Source organism: Cloacibacterium normanense (assembly GCF_003860565.1).
GTDB lineage: Bacteria > Bacteroidota > Bacteroidia > Flavobacteriales > Weeksellaceae > Cloacibacterium > Cloacibacterium normanense.
Genome location: NZ_CP034157.1, coordinates 68702 through 88653 on the forward strand (window position 1 = coordinate 68702; position 19952 = coordinate 88653).

22 protein-coding genes and 1 tRNA gene are annotated in these 19952 nt (G+C 32.2%); 18 read left to right on the forward strand and 5 right to left on the reverse strand.

All coding sequences use genetic code 11. The annotated features are described in order from the left end of the window. Window positions 1-7: 7 nt before the first annotated feature. Both EB819_RS00330 and tilS read right to left on the reverse strand, forming a co-directional pair. On the reverse strand, window positions 8-562 hold the full coding sequence (locus tag EB819_RS00330; protein ID WP_069797964.1) for an RNA polymerase sigma factor: 555 nt from the start codon (window positions 560-562) through the stop codon (window positions 8-10). Further along, window positions 555-1514, reverse strand: a complete 960-nt coding sequence (gene tilS, locus EB819_RS00335; protein ID WP_069797886.1) for a tRNA lysidine(34) synthetase TilS — start codon at window positions 1512-1514, stop codon at window positions 555-557. Before tilS ends, EB819_RS00330 begins: the two co-directional genes overlap by 8 nt. A gap of 88 nt (window positions 1515-1602) precedes the next feature. On the opposite strand from tilS, the gene EB819_RS00340 reads away from it, so the two are divergent. From EB819_RS00340 to EB819_RS00365, 6 genes are all read left to right on the forward strand, one after another. Then, window positions 1603-2439 carry an OmpA/MotB family protein gene (locus EB819_RS00340; RefSeq protein ID WP_069797888.1) on the forward strand — a complete coding sequence of 279 codons (837 nt, stop codon included), beginning with the start codon at window positions 1603-1605 and terminating at the stop codon, window positions 2437-2439. A gap of 114 nt (window positions 2440-2553) precedes the next feature. Next, window positions 2554-3198, forward strand: a complete 645-nt coding sequence (locus EB819_RS00345) for an O-methyltransferase (protein WP_069797890.1) — start codon at window positions 2554-2556, stop codon at window positions 3196-3198. A 68-nt stretch (window positions 3199-3266) separates the two neighbouring features. Then, window positions 3267-3971: a C40 family peptidase gene (locus tag EB819_RS00350; RefSeq protein WP_069797892.1), complete on the forward strand. Its 705-nt coding sequence runs from the start codon at window positions 3267-3269 to the stop codon at window positions 3969-3971. A gap of 56 nt (window positions 3972-4027) precedes the next feature. Continuing rightward, entirely contained in the window at window positions 4028-4492 is a 465-nt protein-coding gene (locus EB819_RS00355; protein WP_069797894.1) for a DUF1648 domain-containing protein, read from the forward strand. A gap of 15 nt (window positions 4493-4507) precedes the next feature. Further along, entirely contained in the window at window positions 4508-5734 is a 1227-nt protein-coding gene (locus EB819_RS00360; RefSeq protein WP_069797895.1) for a 3-deoxy-D-manno-octulosonic acid transferase, read from the forward strand. A gap of 76 nt (window positions 5735-5810) precedes the next feature. After that, window positions 5811-6500, forward strand: a complete 690-nt coding sequence (locus EB819_RS00365) for a carbonic anhydrase (RefSeq protein WP_069797898.1) — start codon at window positions 5811-5813, stop codon at window positions 6498-6500. Here the strand turns inward: EB819_RS00365 and EB819_RS00370 are convergent. Beyond that, a complete protein-coding gene (locus EB819_RS00370) occupies window positions 6493-7245 on the reverse strand; it encodes a glycosyltransferase family 2 protein (protein WP_069797900.1) in 753 nt (250 codons plus the stop codon). The two genes, EB819_RS00365 and EB819_RS00370, sit on opposite strands and share 8 nt — an antisense overlap. Window positions 7246-7304: 59 nt before the next feature. Between EB819_RS00370 and EB819_RS00375 the strand changes: the two genes are divergently transcribed. The 10 genes from EB819_RS00375 (at window position 7305) to EB819_RS00425 (ending at window position 17983) form a co-directional block, all read left to right on the forward strand. After that, a complete protein-coding gene (locus EB819_RS00375; RefSeq protein ID WP_069797902.1) occupies window positions 7305-7742 on the forward strand; it encodes a lipocalin-like domain-containing protein in 438 nt (145 codons plus the stop codon). 137 nt (window positions 7743-7879) lie between these two features. Then, window positions 7880-10942 (forward strand): leucine--tRNA ligase, encoded by a 3063-nt coding sequence (locus EB819_RS00380; protein WP_069797904.1) that lies wholly within the window; start codon window positions 7880-7882, stop codon window positions 10940-10942. Window positions 10943-11209: 267 nt separating this feature from the next. Then, window positions 11210-12070 (forward strand): MotA/TolQ/ExbB proton channel family protein, encoded by an 861-nt coding sequence (locus tag EB819_RS00385; protein WP_069797906.1) that lies wholly within the window; start codon window positions 11210-11212, stop codon window positions 12068-12070. An 85-nt stretch (window positions 12071-12155) separates the two neighbouring features. Continuing rightward, window positions 12156-12755, forward strand: a complete 600-nt coding sequence (locus tag EB819_RS00390; protein WP_069797908.1) for an ExbD/TolR family protein — start codon at window positions 12156-12158, stop codon at window positions 12753-12755. 7 nt (window positions 12756-12762) lie between these two features. Then, a complete protein-coding gene (locus EB819_RS00395; protein ID WP_069797910.1) occupies window positions 12763-13326 on the forward strand; it encodes an ExbD/TolR family protein in 564 nt (187 codons plus the stop codon). A 25-nt stretch (window positions 13327-13351) separates the two neighbouring features. Next, a complete protein-coding gene (locus tag EB819_RS00400; protein WP_069797912.1) occupies window positions 13352-14182 on the forward strand; it encodes an energy transducer TonB in 831 nt (276 codons plus the stop codon). Window positions 14183-14445: 263 nt separating this feature from the next. After that, window positions 14446-15315 carry a PstS family phosphate ABC transporter substrate-binding protein gene (locus EB819_RS00410; protein WP_069797916.1) on the forward strand — a complete coding sequence of 290 codons (870 nt, stop codon included), beginning with the start codon at window positions 14446-14448 and terminating at the stop codon, window positions 15313-15315. 94 nt (window positions 15316-15409) lie between these two features. Further along, window positions 15410-17071, forward strand: coding sequence for a tetratricopeptide repeat protein (locus EB819_RS00415; protein WP_069797918.1), 1662 nt, complete (start codon window positions 15410-15412; stop codon window positions 17069-17071). 78 nt (window positions 17072-17149) lie between these two features. Continuing rightward, complete coding sequence (gene bshB1, locus EB819_RS00420; RefSeq protein WP_069797920.1) at window positions 17150-17869, forward strand: bacillithiol biosynthesis deacetylase BshB1; 720 nt, start codon at window positions 17150-17152, stop codon at window positions 17867-17869. A gap of 38 nt (window positions 17870-17907) precedes the next feature. Then, window positions 17908-17983, forward strand: a tRNA-His gene (locus EB819_RS00425). Window positions 17984-18038: 55 nt separating this feature from the next. On the opposite strand, the gene dtd is transcribed toward EB819_RS00425, so the two are convergent. Together dtd and EB819_RS00435 are read right to left on the reverse strand one after the other, a co-directional pair. Further along, a complete protein-coding gene (gene dtd / locus EB819_RS00430) occupies window positions 18039-18488 on the reverse strand; it encodes a D-aminoacyl-tRNA deacylase (RefSeq protein ID WP_069797922.1) in 450 nt (149 codons plus the stop codon). A gap of 9 nt (window positions 18489-18497) precedes the next feature. Then, complete coding sequence (locus tag EB819_RS00435; protein ID WP_245993177.1) at window positions 18498-18965, reverse strand: hypothetical protein; 468 nt, start codon at window positions 18963-18965, stop codon at window positions 18498-18500. Between the two features lie 99 nt (window positions 18966-19064). On the opposite strand from EB819_RS00435, the gene greA reads away from it, so the two are divergent. Next, window positions 19065-19532: a transcription elongation factor GreA gene (gene greA, locus EB819_RS00440; protein WP_069797966.1), complete on the forward strand. Its 468-nt coding sequence runs from the start codon at window positions 19065-19067 to the stop codon at window positions 19530-19532. A 25-nt stretch (window positions 19533-19557) separates the two neighbouring features. Beyond that, entirely contained in the window at window positions 19558-19947 is a 390-nt protein-coding gene (locus EB819_RS00445) for an HIT family protein (protein ID WP_069797926.1), read from the forward strand. The last annotated feature ends 5 nt before the right edge of the window (window positions 19948-19952 follow it).

Genomic DNA, 19952 nt, shown 5'->3' on the forward strand with positions numbered 1-19952 from the left:
ATCAGGATTAAAAATTATCTTCTTTTTTTATTTTCCGAATCTGCTCTACGCATTTATGTTTTTGATTTTGAGCATTATGTTTGCTAGAATACTTATATTTTTCCTGAATTTCATCAATATTTTTGTTCTTCATAAAAATATCGTGAATGAGATTTTGGCAATGTGCAGAAATTTCATTGATGTAATCATTCAGTTTGTCCCAATAATTCCTTTCGTTTTCTATTGCCAGATTTATTTCTTCTTTATTTTCAAAGTAATAACTTTCATAGACTTCTACAGAAAAATTTCTATTTCGCAGTTTTTTTAACCAAAGGTTTTTAGAAATTCCGGTTACATAATTTGCGAGGCAAGTGTAGGCTTTGAAATGATCATCGTATAGTTTTTCATACAAAATAATCAACGCATCCTGAAAAACATCTTCTGCATCTTCCAGGTTTCCTTTGTTTTCGAGAACAAATTTCCGAGTGTAGCCAAAATATTTTTTATAAAGAATTCCAAAAGCAATATTATTATCTTTCTGGAAATCTTCTATTGCCAAAGAATTCGTAGTTCTTTTATTCATCTTTTTCATGCTTTTTTTTACAATAGATTTCTTTTCTCTTAATGCTGATTTCGTGGGAGTTGCTTCTAAAGAATTTCCCGTTTTCAGAAAAGATTACTTTTTCTATTTCAATGCCCGTGAAGCCAAGTTTTCTAATAATTTCTACAATTATTGTTTTGTGTTTTTTTAGTAATTTTTCTTTGTCTAAAACAAATTCTTTTTCGTCTCCACTTATTAAGATTTCTTCAAATGTTTTTTGAATTTCTTCTTGAAAAAACTGGTTTGCACTATTAAGATATGAAAGACTTTCTTGAAATTGATTCAAAAAATTAGGAAAAATTTCTAATAATTTGGGCGTTAGATGATGTCTGATTTTATTTCTCAGATAATCATCTTTTTGGTTGCTTTTATCTTCTCTAAAATCGATGTTGTTTTCTTCTGCAAAAGCATATATTTCTGATTTTGAGAAGGTCAAAAACGGACGCAAAATTCGGTTTTCATTTTTAGGAATTCCGCTCAATCCTTTAATTCCGGAACCTCTGGAAAGATTGATGATAAAGGTTTCTAATTCGTCATTCAAATGATGAGCAGTTACTATAAAATCAAGGTTTTCTTCCTTTAAAATTTTAAAAAAGAACTCATATCGGATTCCTCTCGCCCAATTTTGAAGCGATTTCATCTGATTTTTTTCTTGTTCTGAAACATCTTTTAGATGAAATTTGATGTCATTTTTTTTGCAAAAATCTTCTACAATTTTTTGATCAAGATTAGAATCTTCTCCTCGGAAATGATAGTTAACATGAGCTACTTGGAACTCTAGACCATTGTCATTTTGAGCGGATTCTAAAAATCTAAACAAGTGCGAAAGCACCATAGAATCTGAACCACCAGAAACAGCCAAAAGAAATTTTTTAGAAAAAATGTCTTCTCCTAAAACTTCTAAATTTTCCTTAAAATTGTTAAAATCTAACAAAACTGTCTATTTTTAGGCAAATATAATTCTTCTTGTGGAATGATTTTTGTAATTTTGGTAACAATAATTTTAAAAAGATAAAACCTTTATGAAAATTTTAAAAATTTTTGCTGTTGGAGCAATCGCACTTACGCTTACTTCTTGTGTAAGCAAAAAACAATACGAAGCGCTAAATCTTAATTACAAACAATGTATTGAGAATGCTGGAGAGAGACAAAGACAAATTCAAGATTTACAAGCAGCAAATGCAGGTTTAACCAGTGAAAACAACTTATTAAGAGATCAAAACGGTGCCCTTAAATCTTCATTAGACGCTTGTTTGTCAAACGCAGGAAAAGGTTCTGCTAATATTGATAAATTAATCGGAGAGATTAATGCGTCTAACTCTTACATTAAGCGTTTGATTTCTACCAATTCCAAAAATGACAGTTTAAATTTAGCTTTATCTAATAAATTGAAAAGAAGTTTAGATAATGTAGCAGATGCAGATGTAGACGTAAAAGTTCTAAAAGGAGTAGTGATGATTTCACTTTCTGACAAAATGCTATACAAAACAGGAGATTACAACATTTTACCAGCTGCTCAAGAAGTGCTAGGAAAAGTGGCTAAAGTGATTAATGATTATGATACTTACAGCGTTCTCATTGAAGGTAATACAGATAACGTTCCTTTAGCAAGTGCTAATTTACCAAAAGACAACTGGGATTTATCAGCGCTTAGAGCTACTTCAGTTGCGAAAATTTTACAAACACAATTTGGGGTAAATCCTAACAGAATTACAGCAGGAGGTAGAAGTGAGTACAATCCTAAAACTACCAATGCTTCAGTTTCTGGACGTGCAGAAAACCGTAGAACAGAAATCATCATCATGCCTAAGCTAGATGAATTCATGAAATTAATGGACATCGCTCCAGTTAAAAAATAAATTTGCTTTTTAGCAATGAACCAAACCTTCAAGGATTAAGAAGCCTTGAAGGTTTTTTATTTTCAAAAAATCAATAGAAATTCTGTAATTTTGTAAAAAATCATCACATCAACCATGAGTTATTTCGAAGAATTGCATCCAGAAATGGATAGATATTTAGAAGATACAGCTTCTGCAGAATCAGAAATTTTGAAAAGATTACGCAAAGAAACTTTTCAGAAAACTACACAACCACACATGATTTCTGGTTATCTCCAAGGCAGATTTCTTTCTTTGATTTCAAAAATGATTTCGCCGAAAAACATTCTAGAAATTGGAACTTTCACCGGTTATGCAGCGCTTTGTATGGCTGAAGGTTTACAGAAAGACGGGAAATTGACCACGCTAGACGTAAATGAAGATTTGGCTTACATTCCGAAGAAATATTTTGCCGAAAGTGAGTTTGCTTCTCAGATAGAATTCAGACTTGAAAATGCATTGGATTTTTTGAAAAATTCTAGTGAAACTTTTGATTTGATTTTCATTGATGCAGACAAAGAAAACTATCCTGAATATTTACAATTGGTAAAACCCAGAATGAAATCAGGAAGCGTTTTGATGATTGATAATGTACTTTGGTACGGAAAAGTGCTCGATGAAAAGGGAAATAAGCAAACCGAACAGATAAAACTCGTGAATAAATTAGTTGCTGAAGATGCAGATTTTGAAAATGTAATTTTACCTTTGCGAGACGGAATTCATTTAGTTCGTAAAAAATAAAAATAAACTCGCGCATGTTAAGCAGATTTTTTCTGCCCAATCAGCAAAATCAGCGAGAGATAAGAGTTATGGAAAAATACTACTGCAGCGTATCTGTTTCACCGTTGAGAGTCGAAGTTTCGGAAAAATCTGAAATGATTTCTCAGATTTTATATGGTGAAACCTTTGAAATTTTAGAAACAGAAGGGAATTTCAGTAAAATCAAAATGGATTTTGATGGTTATGAAGGTTGGATAAATACTTCAGTTTTGAAAAAACAAAATACTGAAATTTCTAAAAAAGTGATTACGCAGTCTTTTGGTGAATTTAATTTGCCAGAAGGTAAAAGTTTACTTTCCATAGGAAGTGAAGTCAGTTTTGCAACAGAGAATGCTGTTGATAAAAATAATCTGCGAGAAAGTTTAGTAGAAACGGCAAAAAAATTCTTGAATGTTCCTTTTTTATGGGGAGGAAGAAGCTTTTTTGGAGTAGATGATAGCGGATTTGTACAGTTGTTGTATAAAGTTCACGGAATTACTTTACCGAGAGATCCAGAACAACAAGCTCTGCAAGGAACTGCTCGTGATTTTGTAGAAGAAAGTGAAGCAGGAGATTTAGCGTTTTTTGAAGATGCAGAAGGAAAAATTGTTCATGTAGGTTTAGTATTATCGCCTTTTGAAATTATTCATGCAAGTGGAAAAGTGAGAATAGATTCTCTAGATTTTTCTGGAATTTATAATGCAGAACAAAATAAGCACACGCACAAATTGAGGTTTGTGAAAACAATGATTTAATTAAAAATTGGAAGTTGTGAATTAATGACTAAGTTTTAAAAAAATATTTTTATTAAATGATAAACTACAAAAACATTAATAAACTACTGTTAATTATTCAAGTTCTATTGTTTTTATTTTTATGGATTTTCACAATAATTCATTTTTCTGAACTTCCCGAAATAATTCCTCAACATTATGGATTTGATGGAAAACCAAATGTTTATGGAAATAAAAGCATGATTTGGACTTTGCCTATTATAGGGAGTTTACTTTTTCTTTTGCTCAATCATGTCTCAAAAAATACAGATTCAGAATTACTAAATATATCTCCAAAAATAAAAGCAAAGCCCGAATTAGCAAGAACTTTTGTAAATGCACTATTAGTTTTTATTCTATTCTTGTTTTCCAGAATTTTATTTGAAGAAATAAAAATTATTAAAGGATTTCAAGAAAGTTTATCTTTTTTTGTCCCTACAATAATTATTGTTATGTTGGTTTCTATTGTTGGTTTTAATACCTATTATCATTACAAAAAATAAAATTACATTCTCACATTGAAATTTCTCTACAACATATCCATCTTTCACCTTGAGTTAGCGTTCAAGGTTTTATCGTGGTTTAATGATAAAATTAAACGCGGTTTAGAAGTTAGAAAACAATCTTTAAAAATTGTAAAATCTAAAATAAAAAATGAGGACAATGTCCTCTGGATGCATGCTGCAAGTTTGGGGGAGTACGAACAAGGTTTGCCAGTTTTAGAAAAACTGAAAGAAAAATATCCCAATCATAAAGTTTTAATTACTTTTTTCTCGCCTTCTGGTTATGAAAACGTGTTGAAAAAGAATAAAGAAGATATTTTGTGTTATCTTCCTTTTGATAAAAAATCTACGATTTCAGAATTTGTAAAAGCGGTTCATCCTGAAATTTTCTTTACCGTAAAATATGATTTTTGGTATCATCTTTTAGAAGAATTAAAGAAGCAAAACACCAAAGTTTTTGTGATTTCAGCTTTGTTTTATGAAAATCAAGTTTATTTTAAATCTTATGGAAAATGGTTTGTGAATGAACTGAAAAAAAATGTAGATTGGATTTTTCATCAAACCGAAAAGTCTCTTTCTTTAGCTCAAAAATTAGGTTTAACCAAAGGTTCGGTTTCTGGTGATACTCGTTTTGACAGAGTGAAACAAATCAAAAACAGAGATAATTTTGTTGAATTTATTTCAGATTTTAAAGCAGATAAGAAATTGTTGGTTTTCGGCAGTTCTTGGGAAGCCGAAGAAAAAATGGCTCAAATTCTTTCTCAAAAATTAGAAAATTTTAAAATTCTCATTGCTCCACACGATTTGAAAAGAGTTCAAAATCTCAAACAAATTTTCCCAAAAGCAATTTTGTATTCAGAATTAAAGTCTAATTACCAATTACCAAATACCAACATACTCATAATCGACTGCATCGGTTTGCTTTCCAAACTCTATTCTTATGCTGATATTGCAATAGTGGGAGGTGGTTTTCACGATAAAGGTTTGCACAATATTTTAGAAGCGGCAACTTTCGGTGTTCCGGTGGTTTTTGGAAATCAATACAAGAAAAATCCTGAAGCAGATGCTTTAATTGCCCAAAATGGAGGGAAATCTTTTGCTCAGGTAGAATTGGCTGCTGATTTTGTCCTTGAATTATCGAAAAATTCAAATCTGTTACAAGAAATGAGTGAAAACGCAGGAAATTTCGTTCATTTTCAACCGAATTCTTCTGAGATTATTCTAGAGAAAATTTTAGCATAATTTATTCTGAGCATAATACCTGATAACAATCATCTCGAAGCGATTTATAATCTTCATAATTTTGCAAAAAATTATCATGAAGAAAGTAATTGTAGGCGTTTTAATGTTGGTAGGCGCAATGTGGAGTTTTACGGGTTGTACTTCAAACCAAATTTCTCAAAAAGAAACCCAAATTCAAGAAAATCTTAATCCAAATCAAATTTTAGAAGTTTTAAAAACTGGAAATGAACATTTTGTACATCACAAAAATGCTTTTCCGCATTTAGATGAAGCCAGAATGAAGGAAGAAGTTTCTGGGCAACATCCTATCGCAACGGTTGTGAGCTGTTCTGATTCTAGAGTGCCTGTAGAATTGGTTTTTGACCGTGGAATTGGTGATTTGTTTGTGATAAGAACTGCAGGGAATTCATTAGATGATGATATGACGATGGGAAGTCTGGAGTATGCGGTGCATCATTTACACACTAAATTAATTATTGTAGTGGGCCACGAAAAATGTGGCGGAATTACGGCTGCAATTTCTCAACATAATGAAGGAAAAGAACCCAAAGAAATCTCTAATCTTATAGAAACACTCAGAAAAGGAGTGGAGCCTTTCGTAGGAAAATCTGAAAAATTAGATGACGCAATTCATTATAACGTGGACCAACAAATTCAGAAAATTCTTCAAAATCAAGAATTGAAAGATTTAATAGATAAAGGAGAACTGAAAGTAATTGGTGGTTATTACCATCTTAATGACGGTAAAGTAGATTTTCTTAATTAAAAATTTTAGAATATTTCTTAAATCCATTGAAAGCCCAATTGGCGGTATAATACAAAGACTTGAGCGTGGAAAAATTCATGTGTTCTTTGTAAACCAAATATTGGTCTTTCATGATATTGGTTTTATTTCGGGAAACACTTCCTTCTCGCATTCTGTATTTAGCCAAAGTCTTTTTTAGCGGTTTTCCGTAAGGAATTTTTTTAAGTAAATTGAGCCACATAACATGGTCTTCGCGTTTGCTTCCTTCTGGGAAAAATTCTTTGCCCACTCTTTCAGAATCATACATAGAAGCAAGGAGAGAAAGTCTGCAAGTTTTGAGCAAATTATCAAAATTCACCTCAATGTCCGCCTCGAAATCTGCAATTTTGGGTTGTAAATGTTCATCACATCTTGCATAATTGCAATACGCCAATTCTGCTTTTTCAGATTGCATAAAAGAAATCATTTCTTGTAAAAAATCGGGTTGCCAATAATCATCCGCGTCCAGAAAAGTAATGTATCTTCCCGTTGCTTTTTCGAGTGAAAGATTTCGAGCATGTCCAGCTCCTCCGTTTTTTTCTGCTTTTATTAAAATAATTCTAGAATCTTGGTGCTTTTTAATGATTTCTACGGAATTGTCAGAGGATTTATCATCGGTAATAATCCATTCCCAGTCTGTAAAATTTTGGTGAAGAACAGATTGAATGGTTTCTTCTAAAAATTCAGAAGAATTATAACACGGCGTTATGATAGAGACTTGTGGCATGTTTTTGCAAATATACTTATTGTAATTAAAAAAAATCTATCTTTACATAAACTAAAGTCATGAGCTATTTTTGGCGTTTATTTTTGTGGTCTGTTTTATTTCTTACGCTTTTTTCGTGCAAAAGAGACTATGAATATGACGAAAACGCAAGCATTATCGGAAGTTGGAAACCTATAAAAGCTACCGCTTATAAAACAGTGGCGGGATTCACGGTTAGTCAGTCAGAAGACATGAATGCTTGTCAGCAACAATCAAAAATGACATATCATTCAGACGGAACAGCAATCGAAATGAGATTTGATGACGCTACTGGAAACTGCGAAAAAACCTTAGAACGAAATTTCACATATACATTTAATTCAAGTCAAAAATCCCTTGTTCATACTTTCCAAGATGGGACTGTAAAAAATGCAGAAGTAGTTTCTATCACCGCTCAAAAACTCATTGTAAAAGGGGGAAAAAGAAATTGGCGGAGAAAATGTATATTGTTAAAGTGATCAAAATTAAGATTAATTAATTTGTAAAAGAGATATTTTATAATCCTTATTCATAACGATAGGGATTTTTCTTTTAAAAATCATAAATTTGTAAATTCTTAGAAATCAAGTTTAACAATACTTTAAAATATTACAGCGTGTTTTACGATCACAAGCAGATAGAGCAAAAATGGCAGAAGTTTTGGGAAGAAAACCAAACTTATAAAACTGAAGATAATTCTACAAAACCTAAATTCTACGTTCTAGATATGTTTCCTTATCCTTCTGGAGCGGGTTTACACGTAGGTCACCCTCTGGGTTATATCGCCTCGGATATTTATGCAAGGTTCAAGAGACATCAAGGTTTTAACGTTTTGCACCCTATCGGTTATGATTCTTTCGGTTTGCCAGCAGAACAATATGCGATTCAAACTGGGCAACATCCTGCGATTACTACAGAGCAAAATATTACCAGATACGAAGAGCAGTTGCGTAAAATTGGTTTCTCTTTCGATTGGAGCAGAGAAGTGAGAACTTCTGATGCTTCTTATTATAAATGGACACAATGGATTTTTATAGAATTGTTTAATTCTTGGTACAATAAAACTTCTGATAAAGCAGAATCTATCGAAACTTTGGTAGAATATTTTTCAAAATTTGGAACTGAAAACTTAAACGCTGTTCAGAATGATGAATTAAATTTCACTGCAGAAGAATGGAATACTGCCGATGAAAACAAAAAGCAAGATATTTTACTCAATTACAGATTAGCTTACAGAGCCGAAACTACCGTAAATTGGTGTCCAGCTCTCGGAACTGTTTTGGCGAATGATGAGGTGAAAGACGGAAAATCTGAACGTGGCGGTTATCCTGTTTTTCAGAAAAAAATGATGCAATGGAGTATGAGAATTACGGCATATTCTGAAAGACTTTTAAATGGATTGAAAACTTTAGATTGGCCACAACCGTTGAAGGATTCTCAAGAATATTGGATTGGAAAATCTCAAGGAGCTGCTGTAAAATTCAATGTTTCTGGAATAGATGAGCAAATTGAAGTTTTCACTACTCGTCCTGATACTATTTTCGGGGCAACTTTTATGGTTTTAGCGCCAGAAAATCCTTTAGTTTCAACATTAACAACGGCAGAGCAAAAATCTGAAGTTGAAAACTATATAGAAGAAACTTCTAAAAAAACAGAACGTGATAGAATGGCAGACGTGAAAAACGTTTCAGGAGCGTTCACAGGAAGTTACGCGGTAAATCCTTTCACAGGAAAAAATATCCCGATTTATATTTCAGATTACGTTTTGATGGGTTATGGAACTGGTGCTGTAATGGCGGTTCCTGCGCATGATGAGCGAGACCATCGTTTTGCTAAAAAATTCGGTTTAGAAATTATTAATGTTATTGAAAATGATTTCGATATTCAAGAAGAATCTTATGATTCTAAAGATTCGGTTTGTGTAAATTCTGAATTTTTGAATGGACTGAATTATAATGATGCGAAAGCAAAAATTATTTCAGAAATTGAGAAAATGGGAATCGGTCACGGAACTACCAATTACAGACAACGAGATGCGATTTTCTCTCGTCAAAGATATTGGGGAGAACCCGTTCCTGTGTACTATAAAGAAGGAATGCCTTATACTTTGCCAGTTTCTGCATTGCCTTTAGAATTGCCAGAAGTAGAGAAATATTTGCCAACAGAAGACGGTGATCCACCATTAGGAAATGCGAAAAATTTCGCTTGGGACGAAGCGAATCAAAAAGTGGTTGCTGTAGATTTAATTGATGAAAAAACCGTTTTCCCGATGGAACTTTCTACCATGCCAGGTTGGGCAGGAAGTTCTTGGTATTTCTTAAGATATATGGATCCAAAAAATGATGGTGAATTCTGTGCAAAAGATTTGTCAGATTATTGGGGACAAGTAGATTTATACATTGGCGGAAGCGAACACGCAACTGGTCACTTATTGTATTCTCGTTTTTGGAATATGTTCTTGAAAGACAGAGGTTACATTAACCAAGATGAGCCTTTCCAAAAATTGATAAATCAAGGAATGATTTTGGGAATGAGTGCGTTTGTTTTTAGATTAAGTTTAAATAGCTATTCGGGTTTTGAGAAAATCAATAATAATTTTTTTGTCTCTAAAAATATAAAGAATGAGATTTTAAGAATTGCATTAATTAATAATGTTAGACAGATGCAATTTAATATTAATTATCGATTAGATGAATTTCTTGAAATTATTTTCTATGATAAAGAGTGCAAAGTGATAAGTGATAGAAATCTTATTCAGCTTGATTTCATATATGATTTCTTTGAAAGACTATTTAAAAAGTTCAACAAGAATGATATCGCGGGGAGATTCTCTATTGGTATTGATTTAAATTTTACTCCAATCCACGTAGATGTCTCTTTATTAAAAGGAACTTCGGACGAATTAGACATTGAAGCTTTTAAAAATTGGAGAGCGGAATTTAATGATGCTGAATTTATTTTAGAAGACGGAAAATACATCACCGAACGTGAAGTAGAAAAAATGTCAAAATCGAAATACAATGTAGTAAATCCAGATGATATTGCAGAAGAATACGGTGCAGATTGCTTGCGTTTGTACGAAATGTTCCTTGGACCTTTAGAGCAATCAAAACCATGGAACACGCAAGGTTTAAGCGGCGTTTACGGATTTTTGAAAAAATTCTATAACCTTTATTTTGATGGAGATAACTTCTCAGTTTCAGAGGAAGAGCCAACCAAAGCAGAATTGAAAGTTCTACATACTTTGATTAAGAAATTTACGTTTGATATTCAGAATTTCTCATTCAATACTTCTGTTTCTCAGTTTATGATTGCCGTAAACGAGTTGCAAAAAATGAAGTGCAATAAGAGAGCTATTTTAGAGCCTTTAGCAGTCATTATTTCGCCTTATGCACCACATATTTGCGAAGAATTGTGGGAGAAATTAGGTAAAAATACATCAATAGAATTTGAAAAATTGCCAGAATTAAATGAAGCTTATTTGGTAGAAGATGAGATTAATTATCCGGTAAGTTTCAATGGTAAAATGAAGTTTACCTTGGCTTTAGCAGCGGATTTAGATGCTAAACAAATTGAAGAAATAGCGATGAGTAATGAAAAGGTTCAAGAAATTTTAGCGGGAGCAAATCCTAAAAAAATAATTATTGTGCCAAAGAAGATTATCAATATCGTTTTTTAAGGAATTGTTAAATATTTTTTAAAAATTTATAAAAAATTCTTTGAATATTTGAAAAAAAATAAGGCTAAAAATTTTGTAGTTTTTATGATTTTAACAGCATGTGAAAATATCTCACAAAAATTATAAAATATATTGTTAAATCTGTAATCTACAATGGTTTTCGAGAAACAAGAAATTTATCATAGTTTGATTTTTTAACTTGCATTTTCCAATAAAATAGCTTTATTTTACAGCCTCAAAAAATTAACAATTATAATTTAGTTTAATATGGAAATGAATGTTTCAACACAAGAGGAGCAAGTAGTTGCTAAAAAAGTAGGAGGTCTTAATCCTGCAGTTGTTTTACCTATTCTATATGTTATAGCGTTAGGTATTTATATTTTTATTTTAGGTAATCCTGGTAACTTTAAGAACGAAGGGGTTACTGGTCTTTCAGTTGCTTTTTCTGATGTAGAGAATAAGGACTTACATCCAGATTCTTTCATGGGAATTATTTACATGGGGGGACCAATCGTTCACATTTTGATTTTATTCATGATTACTGTTATTGTTTTCGCTATTGAGCGTTTCTTCGTTCTTAGAAAAGCAGCAGGTACAGGTAACTTAGAAAACTTTGTAATTAAAGTTAGAAATTTACTTAACAAAAATAAAATTGATGAAGCAGTTGAAGAGTGTGATGCTCAAAAAGGTTCTGTAGGTAACGTAGTGAAAGAAGGTCTTACAACTTACAAGGCTTTAGCAAATGATAAAACTCTTAACAAAGAGCAAAAAATGGTAGCGCTTACTAAATCAATTGAAGAAGCTACAACTTTAGAAATGCCAATGTTAGAAAAGAACATGATGATTCTTTCTACTCTAGGTACAGTAGCTACGTTAGTTGCGTTATTAGGAACGGTAATCGGTATGATTAAGTCTTTCCAAGCTTTAGGTGCTGCTGGAGGTACTCCTGATGCTGCTGCATTATCAATCGGTATTTCTGAAGCACTTATCAACACTGCATTAGGTATTGGTACTTCAGCTATCGCTATTATTCTTTATAACTTCTTTACTTCTAAAATTGACGGACTTACATACAAAATCGACGAGATTGGTATGTCTATCCAACAATCTTTTGCAGAATTTAACTAATTAGTTAATTTTTGGCAAAAAAATTGCACTCTTTTTAAATGAAAGAATGCATAACTAGAAGTTTAATTTAATAAAAAATAATAAAATGGCGAGAGTCAAACCAAAAAGACACGGTGTTGTAACAGACATGACAGCAATGTGTGATGTTACTTTCTTGCTTCTTACATTCTTTATTATGACTACTCAGTTTAAAAAGCCTGATGTAGAGCAAATTAAACCGCCAACTTCTATTTCTGAAAAATTACTTCCAGATGGGAACTTAATGACAGTTAATGTTACTCCAGACGGTAAGTTTTATTTCGCAGCTGTTGAAAACTTTAATGAAAGATCAGAGTTGCTAGACAAAATGGGAGCTAAATATGGTGTAAAATTTTCAGAAGAAGAAAAAGTAGCTTTCTTCAAAACTCCAGCAATTGGAGTTCCGATGAATCAGCTTAAGAGTTTTCTTAATATGCCTGAAGATCAAAGAAAGTTTGTAAAAACTGCGGGAGTTCCATTAGACAGTACAAATAAGCAATTAATAGATTGGATTAGTAGCAGTCTTGAAATTAATCCACAATATAAATTGGCTATTAAAGGAGATGCAAACACTAATTACCCTAAAGTAAAAAATTTATTTGAAGGGCTTAGAGATATAGAGTATTATAAGTTTTGGTTAATTACTAGCCAGGAAACTAATAAATAGTAAAGAAATGGCAGAAGTACAAGTACAAGAAAAAGGCGAAAAAGGGGGCAAAGTCCGCTCCAAAAAGCAGAGTACTAAAGTTGACATGACACCAATGGTGGACCTTAACTTTTTGATGCTAATGTTTTTTATGTTTACTACTACATTTAGTAAACCTAATGTAATGGACCTTGGGTTACCGGCAAAACCAAAAGTTGATCAACCAAAACCTCAAGATACTCAGATTGATTTAACGAATTCAATTTCGTTGATTATTGGTAAAAATAATAGAATTTTCTATCACCAGTTAGATCAAGCAGGTCTTAATGAACAGACTTTACAAGAGACTACCTATGATAGAGAAGGGATTACAAAAGTAATCGAGCAAGCAAAACGTAATGCTAAAGATGTTACTAAATTTACAGTAATTATCAAGCCTACAGATGATGCAGTATATAAAAATTTCGTAGATATTTTAGATGAAATGGCGATTACTAAGTCAGAACAATATGGTGTTACAGACATTAAGCCATGGGAAAAAGCTATCTACGAGAAAAAAGTTGGAGGTTCTACACCGGCACCAGCTCAATAATTAATTCAAAACTTATTTGAATATTATGGAAAATGAAAATTTAAATTACAATCCATCTTTAGATGAAATTGTATTTGAGCATAGAAATAAAGAATACGGTGCATATGATTTAAGATCAAGTTATAGAAGAATCTTAACAAGATCGATGATCATTGGAACTCTTATTTTCTGTATAGCAGCAATTACTCCTTTTGTAGTAATGAAAATTAAGCAATTAGCTGCTAAAGAAAAAACAGAAGTAGATGCTAACCTTATCGAAATTCTTCCTGAGGAACAAGTGAAAGAAGAGATTGTGGAAAAAGAAGAAACTCCACCACCTCCACCTCCAAAAGTAGAAGAAAAGATTGAAATTTTACAAAACGTAGTACCTGAACCAGTAAAGGCACCTAAAGTGGAAACTCCACCTCCGCCAATTTCTGAGCAGTTAAAAACTACTACAGGTCTTATTAACCAAGAAGGTGTTAAACAGACGGCACACATACCGCCGCCAGTACAGGCTCCACCAAAAGCTGCTGCAGTAGAGTCTAAAGCTCCAAGTACTACAGAGGTTTATGAATCAGTAGACCAAGAAGCAGAATTCCCTGGAAGTTTAAACTCTTTTAGAAATAAAATTGCTGAAAACTTTGATAACTCTGCAATGGAAGGAGGAGAAGGAACGCTTAAAGCTACAGTTACATTTATTGTAGAAAGAGATGGTTCAATTTCTGATGTTAAAGCATCTGGTTCTAATTCAGATTTTAATAGTGAAGCTGTAAGAACAGTGAAAAGTATTAGAACAAAATGGGTTCCTGCAAAAATTAATGGTCAACCAGTAAGACAAAGATTTAGGTTACCATTAACTATGAATTTTGAATAAACTTACCAATTTTCATATAAAAAGAGAAGCGTAAGCTTCTCTTTTTTATGTCATTTAATAATAACTTAATTGCTAGTATATGTTTAATTACTTATCTATTTTAATCGGATTATTTTATATTGCATTAGGTGTTTTTGTAATTGTATATCGGTTTTTTTTTCTAGTACAATTAGATGAGATGCCGTCTTATTTATTAGGTGGATTACTCATTTTATATGGAATATTTAGAATAGGAAGAGCAATTTATTACATAAGAAGAAAGGATGAAGAAGACGTTTAAGATTTTTATTTTTTTTATTTCAGTTTTTTCAGTCATTTCTTGTTCTCAAAATGAATCAAGCAGACCAAACAAAGGTGAAATAGTCATTGCTGCAGATGAATCTTTTAGAAACGTAACAGAAGCTTTGGCAGAAAGATATGTTGCGCATTATCCAGAAACTAAACTTCATCTTAAATTTCAGAAAGAAGACTATGCCTTAATGGATTTATTGAAGCGGAACGTAAGAGTTATCGTGATGTCTAGAGAACTTACAGAAAAAGAAAAAAAACTCTATGAAGAAATGGTAGATCTTCCTTTAAAGCCTGCAAAATTCGCTGGTGATGCAGTAGTATTTGTAGTTGCTAAAGATTCTCCTAAAAACTCAATTAGTGTTCAAGAAATAAAAAAAGAACTACAATCTGATGAAAAAAATATAATTTTTGACGGTGTAAATGCTAGTAATTTTAACTTTGTAGCTCAGAAATTAAATTTAGCCCCTCAAAAAATAAAATATTCACTAATTAAAGGTAATAAAGGAATTGTAGAGCAAATTAGTAAATTCCCTAATAGTATAGGGGTTATTAGTCTTAATACCATCTCGAATCCTTACTCTCGCGAAGCTGAAGATTTAAGGAAACAAATAAAAATTCTCTCTGTTACAGAAAATAATATTGCTTATGAGCCGAACAGAGAAAATATAAGAAATATGAAATATCCTTTCACCAGGATTCTTTATTTTTTAACTAATGAAGGACATTTTGGGTTAGGAAATGGTTTTATCAGATTCTCTTGCACTCAAAAAGGTCAAATAGTGGTAAGTAAAGAAGGACTTCAACCTTATAATATTTTTAAGAGAGAAGTAATGATGAGATAAAAAATTTTTAATTTTAAGAGATTTAATTTAATTTTGGAACGAAAATTGTGTATTAGTTATTAACATAATACATTAACAATAAAAAAATAGAAAAATGAAATATAGATTCGGACTTCCTAAAAAAATAGTTTTTGGTGCAACGGCAACTTTTCTATTAAGTTTTGCAAGCGCACAAACAGTGTCAGAAGGGATTATTAATTTAGATAGCCACAAATATGCAAAGGCTAAGGAAATTTTTAATCAGATGATTGCTAAATCACCTACTGCAGAAAACTATTATTATTTAGGATACTCATATTTAAGTCAGTTTGAACCAAATTTTGAACTAGCTAAAGAAAATTTCGATAAAGGTTTAGCAATTGATTCTAAAAGCTATCTTAATAAAATTGGTCTTGCTACCATTAAATTAGGGAAAGGTCAAAAAGCTTCAGCAATCACTGAACTTACTCAGGTTGCAAAAGAGTCTAAAGAAAAAGACGCAGAAGTTCTTTATAGAATTGGAGAAGCGCTTACCATGTTCGAAAATAACAATGATCCAGCTTTAGCCATTACTTATATCAATAAAGCAATTGAAAAAGCACAGAAATACGGTGTTCCTGCTTACTATTATTATACTTTAGGAGATGCATACAGATTAACTAGAGATCCAGGAAATGCAATGACTGCTTACGATAGAGCTTCTGAAGTTGCTAAAAATAAAGCTTCTGTTTTCTACAGAATGGCAACATTGTGGATGGCTGCTAAGCAATATAAAAAAGCAGAAGAAAATATTGTAAAAGCAATCAATACAGATGCAACTTATGCTCCAGCATATAAAGCACAAGCTCAGTATAATAAAATTTTCCAAAAACATGAGGAAACTACTCAGAGTTTGATTAATTATACAAAGTATGCAGACGAAGATCCAAGTACAGCATTAGAGATTGCGAAGTTATACTTTATTAATAGTGACTTTGCTGAATCTAAAGCGACTTTAGATAAGGTTTTTGACAAAGTAAATGATCCAATTAAGTTCAAGTTAAGAGCTTATTTACAATATAATGAAAATGATTTTGTGAATGCTAAAACTAATCTAGAAACTTATTATGCAAAAGTAGAGCAATCTAGAATCATCCCGAGTGATGCTGGTTTAGAAGCTGTGATTTATGCAGGATTAGCTTCTAAAGAAGCAGACGCTGCTGCAAAAGCCGCTTTAATGCAAAAAGCTAATGAAAAATTAGCGGTTGTAAAAGCTGCTAAAGATGATACCTTAGATTGGGATTCAGAATTTGCAAAAGCATCAAGTGGTGCTGCAGAACTTCAAGCAAAAGCAGATGCAGGTCCTTCTAATGATAATATTGTGGCTCTCAAAAAACAAGTAGCTGCTAATAAAGAAGATACTACTGCATTGTTTAATTTAGCAATGGCTTATCAAGAAGTAAGTAACTGGGATGGTGCTGCTCTAGCTTGGCAAAAGATGAATGATCTTCTTCCAACTTGGGAACCGGCTTATTATAGCAAAGGTTATGCATTACAACAAGCTGGTTATAAAGAATTAGCTGCTGTAGCTTTCCAGAAATATATAGATGTAGCATTAACTAAAACTCCAGCAGAACAACAAGCTTTACAAGAAACATTGTTTGGAGCTTACTATTCTGTAGCTTACTTGTTACACTCTACGGATAAAGTAAAAGCAAATGAAGCTTTACAAAAAGCACTGGCGATGAAACCAGACGATAAAAACTCACTTCTTTTACAAAAAGAATTAATGAAATAAAAAATGAGCTTCTCTATTGAGAAGCTTTTTTTAATTCTAAATTTGAAAATTTAAATTTAATTTCTGTATTTTTGGCCCATGAAAGTAGATATTTTAGCAATAGGAGCACATCCAGATGACGTAGAGTTAGGCTGTGGAGGAACTATAGCAAAATTAATTTCCGAAGGAAAAAAAGTAGCCATCATAGACCTTACTGAAGGTGAATTAGGAACAAGAGGAACTAATGAAACCAGAGCGCAAGAAGCGGCAACTGCATCTGAAATTTTAGGAATTTCTGCTAGAGAAAATCTTAAAATGAAAGATGGTTTTATCATCAATTCTCAAGAATATCAGTTTAGAATTATTGAAATGATTAGGAAATACCAACCAGAAATCGTGCTTTGTAATGCGATAGACGATAGACATCCTGATCATGCGAAAGCAGCAAAATTAGTTTCAGATGCGTGTTTTTTATCAGGATTGGTTAAGATAAAAACCGATTATGAAGGGGAATCTCAAAAATTTTGGAGGCCAAAACAAGTTTTCCATTACATTCAGTGGAAAAATATTGAACCGGATTTTGTAATGGATATTTCTGGTTTTCTAGACAAAAAAATTGAAGCTTGTTTAGCATATAAAACTCAGTTTTATGACCCAACTTCCACAGAACCAATGACTCCCATCGCGACAAAAGATTTCTTAGAAAGTCTAACTTATAGAGCGCAAGATTTAGGAAGATTGAGTGGAGTAGAATATGCAGAAGGTTTCACAACTGAAAAGTTATTAGCATTTAAAAATTTTGAAGGAATTATTTGTTAATTGTTTTAAAAATTTTATATATTTGCACACGCAAAAACGGTGATTGTAGCTCAGTTGGTTAGAGCGTCGGATTGTGGTTCCGAAGGTCGTGGGTTCGAGACCCATCATTCACCCAAAAATAGCATCCAAATTTTGGATGCTATTTTATTTTATGGATGTCTTAGAAATTCTACGCTTTGGTGATACTGTCCAGAACCAGAGTTACAGGACCGTCATTCAGTAAAGATACTTTCATATCTGCCCCGAAAATCCCACTTTCTATTTTTAGGCCAGATTTAGCAATCTCAGATTTAAAATATTCAAATAAAGGAATGGCTTTTTCTGGTTTAGCTGCTTTTATATAAGATGGTCTATTGCCTTTTTTGTAATCCGAGATTAAAGTAAATTGGCTGATGCATAAAATTTCTCCCGCTACATCTTTTACAGAAAGATTCATTTTTCCTTCAGAATCAGAAAAAATCCTTAAGTCTACCACTTTTTTTATTAACCAATTGGCATCTTCTTGAGTATCGCTTTCATCTACACCGATGAGAAGGAGTAAGCCTTGAGAAATTTCTCCTACAATTTTTCCTTCTACTGCTACAGATGCTTCTTTTACACGTTGAACTACTATTTTCATGCCTCTAAATTAATTATAAATATTTAAAATATTGGTAGAAGAATTATAATTATAAAAATATTGTTTCAGAGGATAAGGACTTACAGAAGCAGGCGCTCCAGAATTAAGAAACCATTTTGCATTGTCTTTTTTGCAAATAACCAAGCTTCCATTTTCCACTTCTAATGTAGTGTCTGCGGAAGGACAAATATGTGGCGCGTTTCTATCATAAATTTTGAAACCATCATTGGTTCTGTAAACGATTAAGCCTCTGTTTCCAGATTGCTGTTCTGAGACATAAATCCAGCCTCCAATATTGTTAAGAGGATAATAAGAAGGTAGGCTTAAATTGAGTTGAACAGAAATAAATTGATTGGGAAAACAACTGGTAGTTTCTTCTCTGTTGGAACAAGAGTTGAGCGTTTTTAATGCGCTGAAAGCCAGTAAAATTGGGATAATTATTTTTAAAAGGCTTGGTTTCATATTAAAATTAATCATATCTTTGTAACTTGAAATTTTAATGAATATTGTCCGGCAAAGGTCGGATTATTTTTTTATATTAACATTAACGCAAAATAACCAGATATGAGTAAAGTAATGAATTATGTAACCAAAGAAGGTTTGGAAAAAATGAAGGCTGAGTTAGAACTACTCGAAAGCATAGAAAGACCTAAAATTACTCAACAAATCGCAGAAGCAAGAGACAAAGGAGATTTATCTGAAAATGCAGAATATGACGCCGCGAAAGAAGCGCAAGGTTTGCTAGAAATGAAAATCTCTAAAATTAAAGATACTATCGCAAACTCTAAAGTGATTGACGAAAGTCAATTAGATACTTCTAAAGTTTCTATTCTTTGTACCGTTCGTCTTAAAAATAATGCTACTAAACAAGAACAGAAATTTACATTGGTTCCCGATAATGAGTCTGACATTAAAGCAGGAAAAATTTCGGTAAATACTCCTATTGCAAAAGGATTATTAGGTAAAGCTGTAGGCGAAACTGCGGAGATTGTTTTACCAAACGGTAATAAACTTTCTTTTGAAGTTTTAGAAATTTCATTGTAATTTTAATCTTTAAAATTTACAAATTATGAGTTCTATATTCACCAAAATTGTAAACGGAGAAATCCCTTGCTACAAAATCGCTGAAGACGAAAATTATTTGGCTTTTTTAGATGTAATGCCATTAGCTAAAGGTCATACTCTTGTGATTCCTAAGAAAGAAGTAGATTTAATCTTTGATTTAGAATCAGAAGATTTTAAAAATCTCTGGGGATTTGCTCAACAAGTAGCCAAAAAAGTTGGAACAGCGATGCCTTGTGTAAGAGTAGGAGTGGCTGTGATAGGATTAGAAGTTCCTCATGCACACATTCATTTGGTTCCCATGAATACCATGCAAGACCTTAATTTTGGAAACGAAAGGCTGAAACTTTCATCAGAAGAATATCAAGAAATTCAAAATAAAATAATTAACTCTTAAAATAT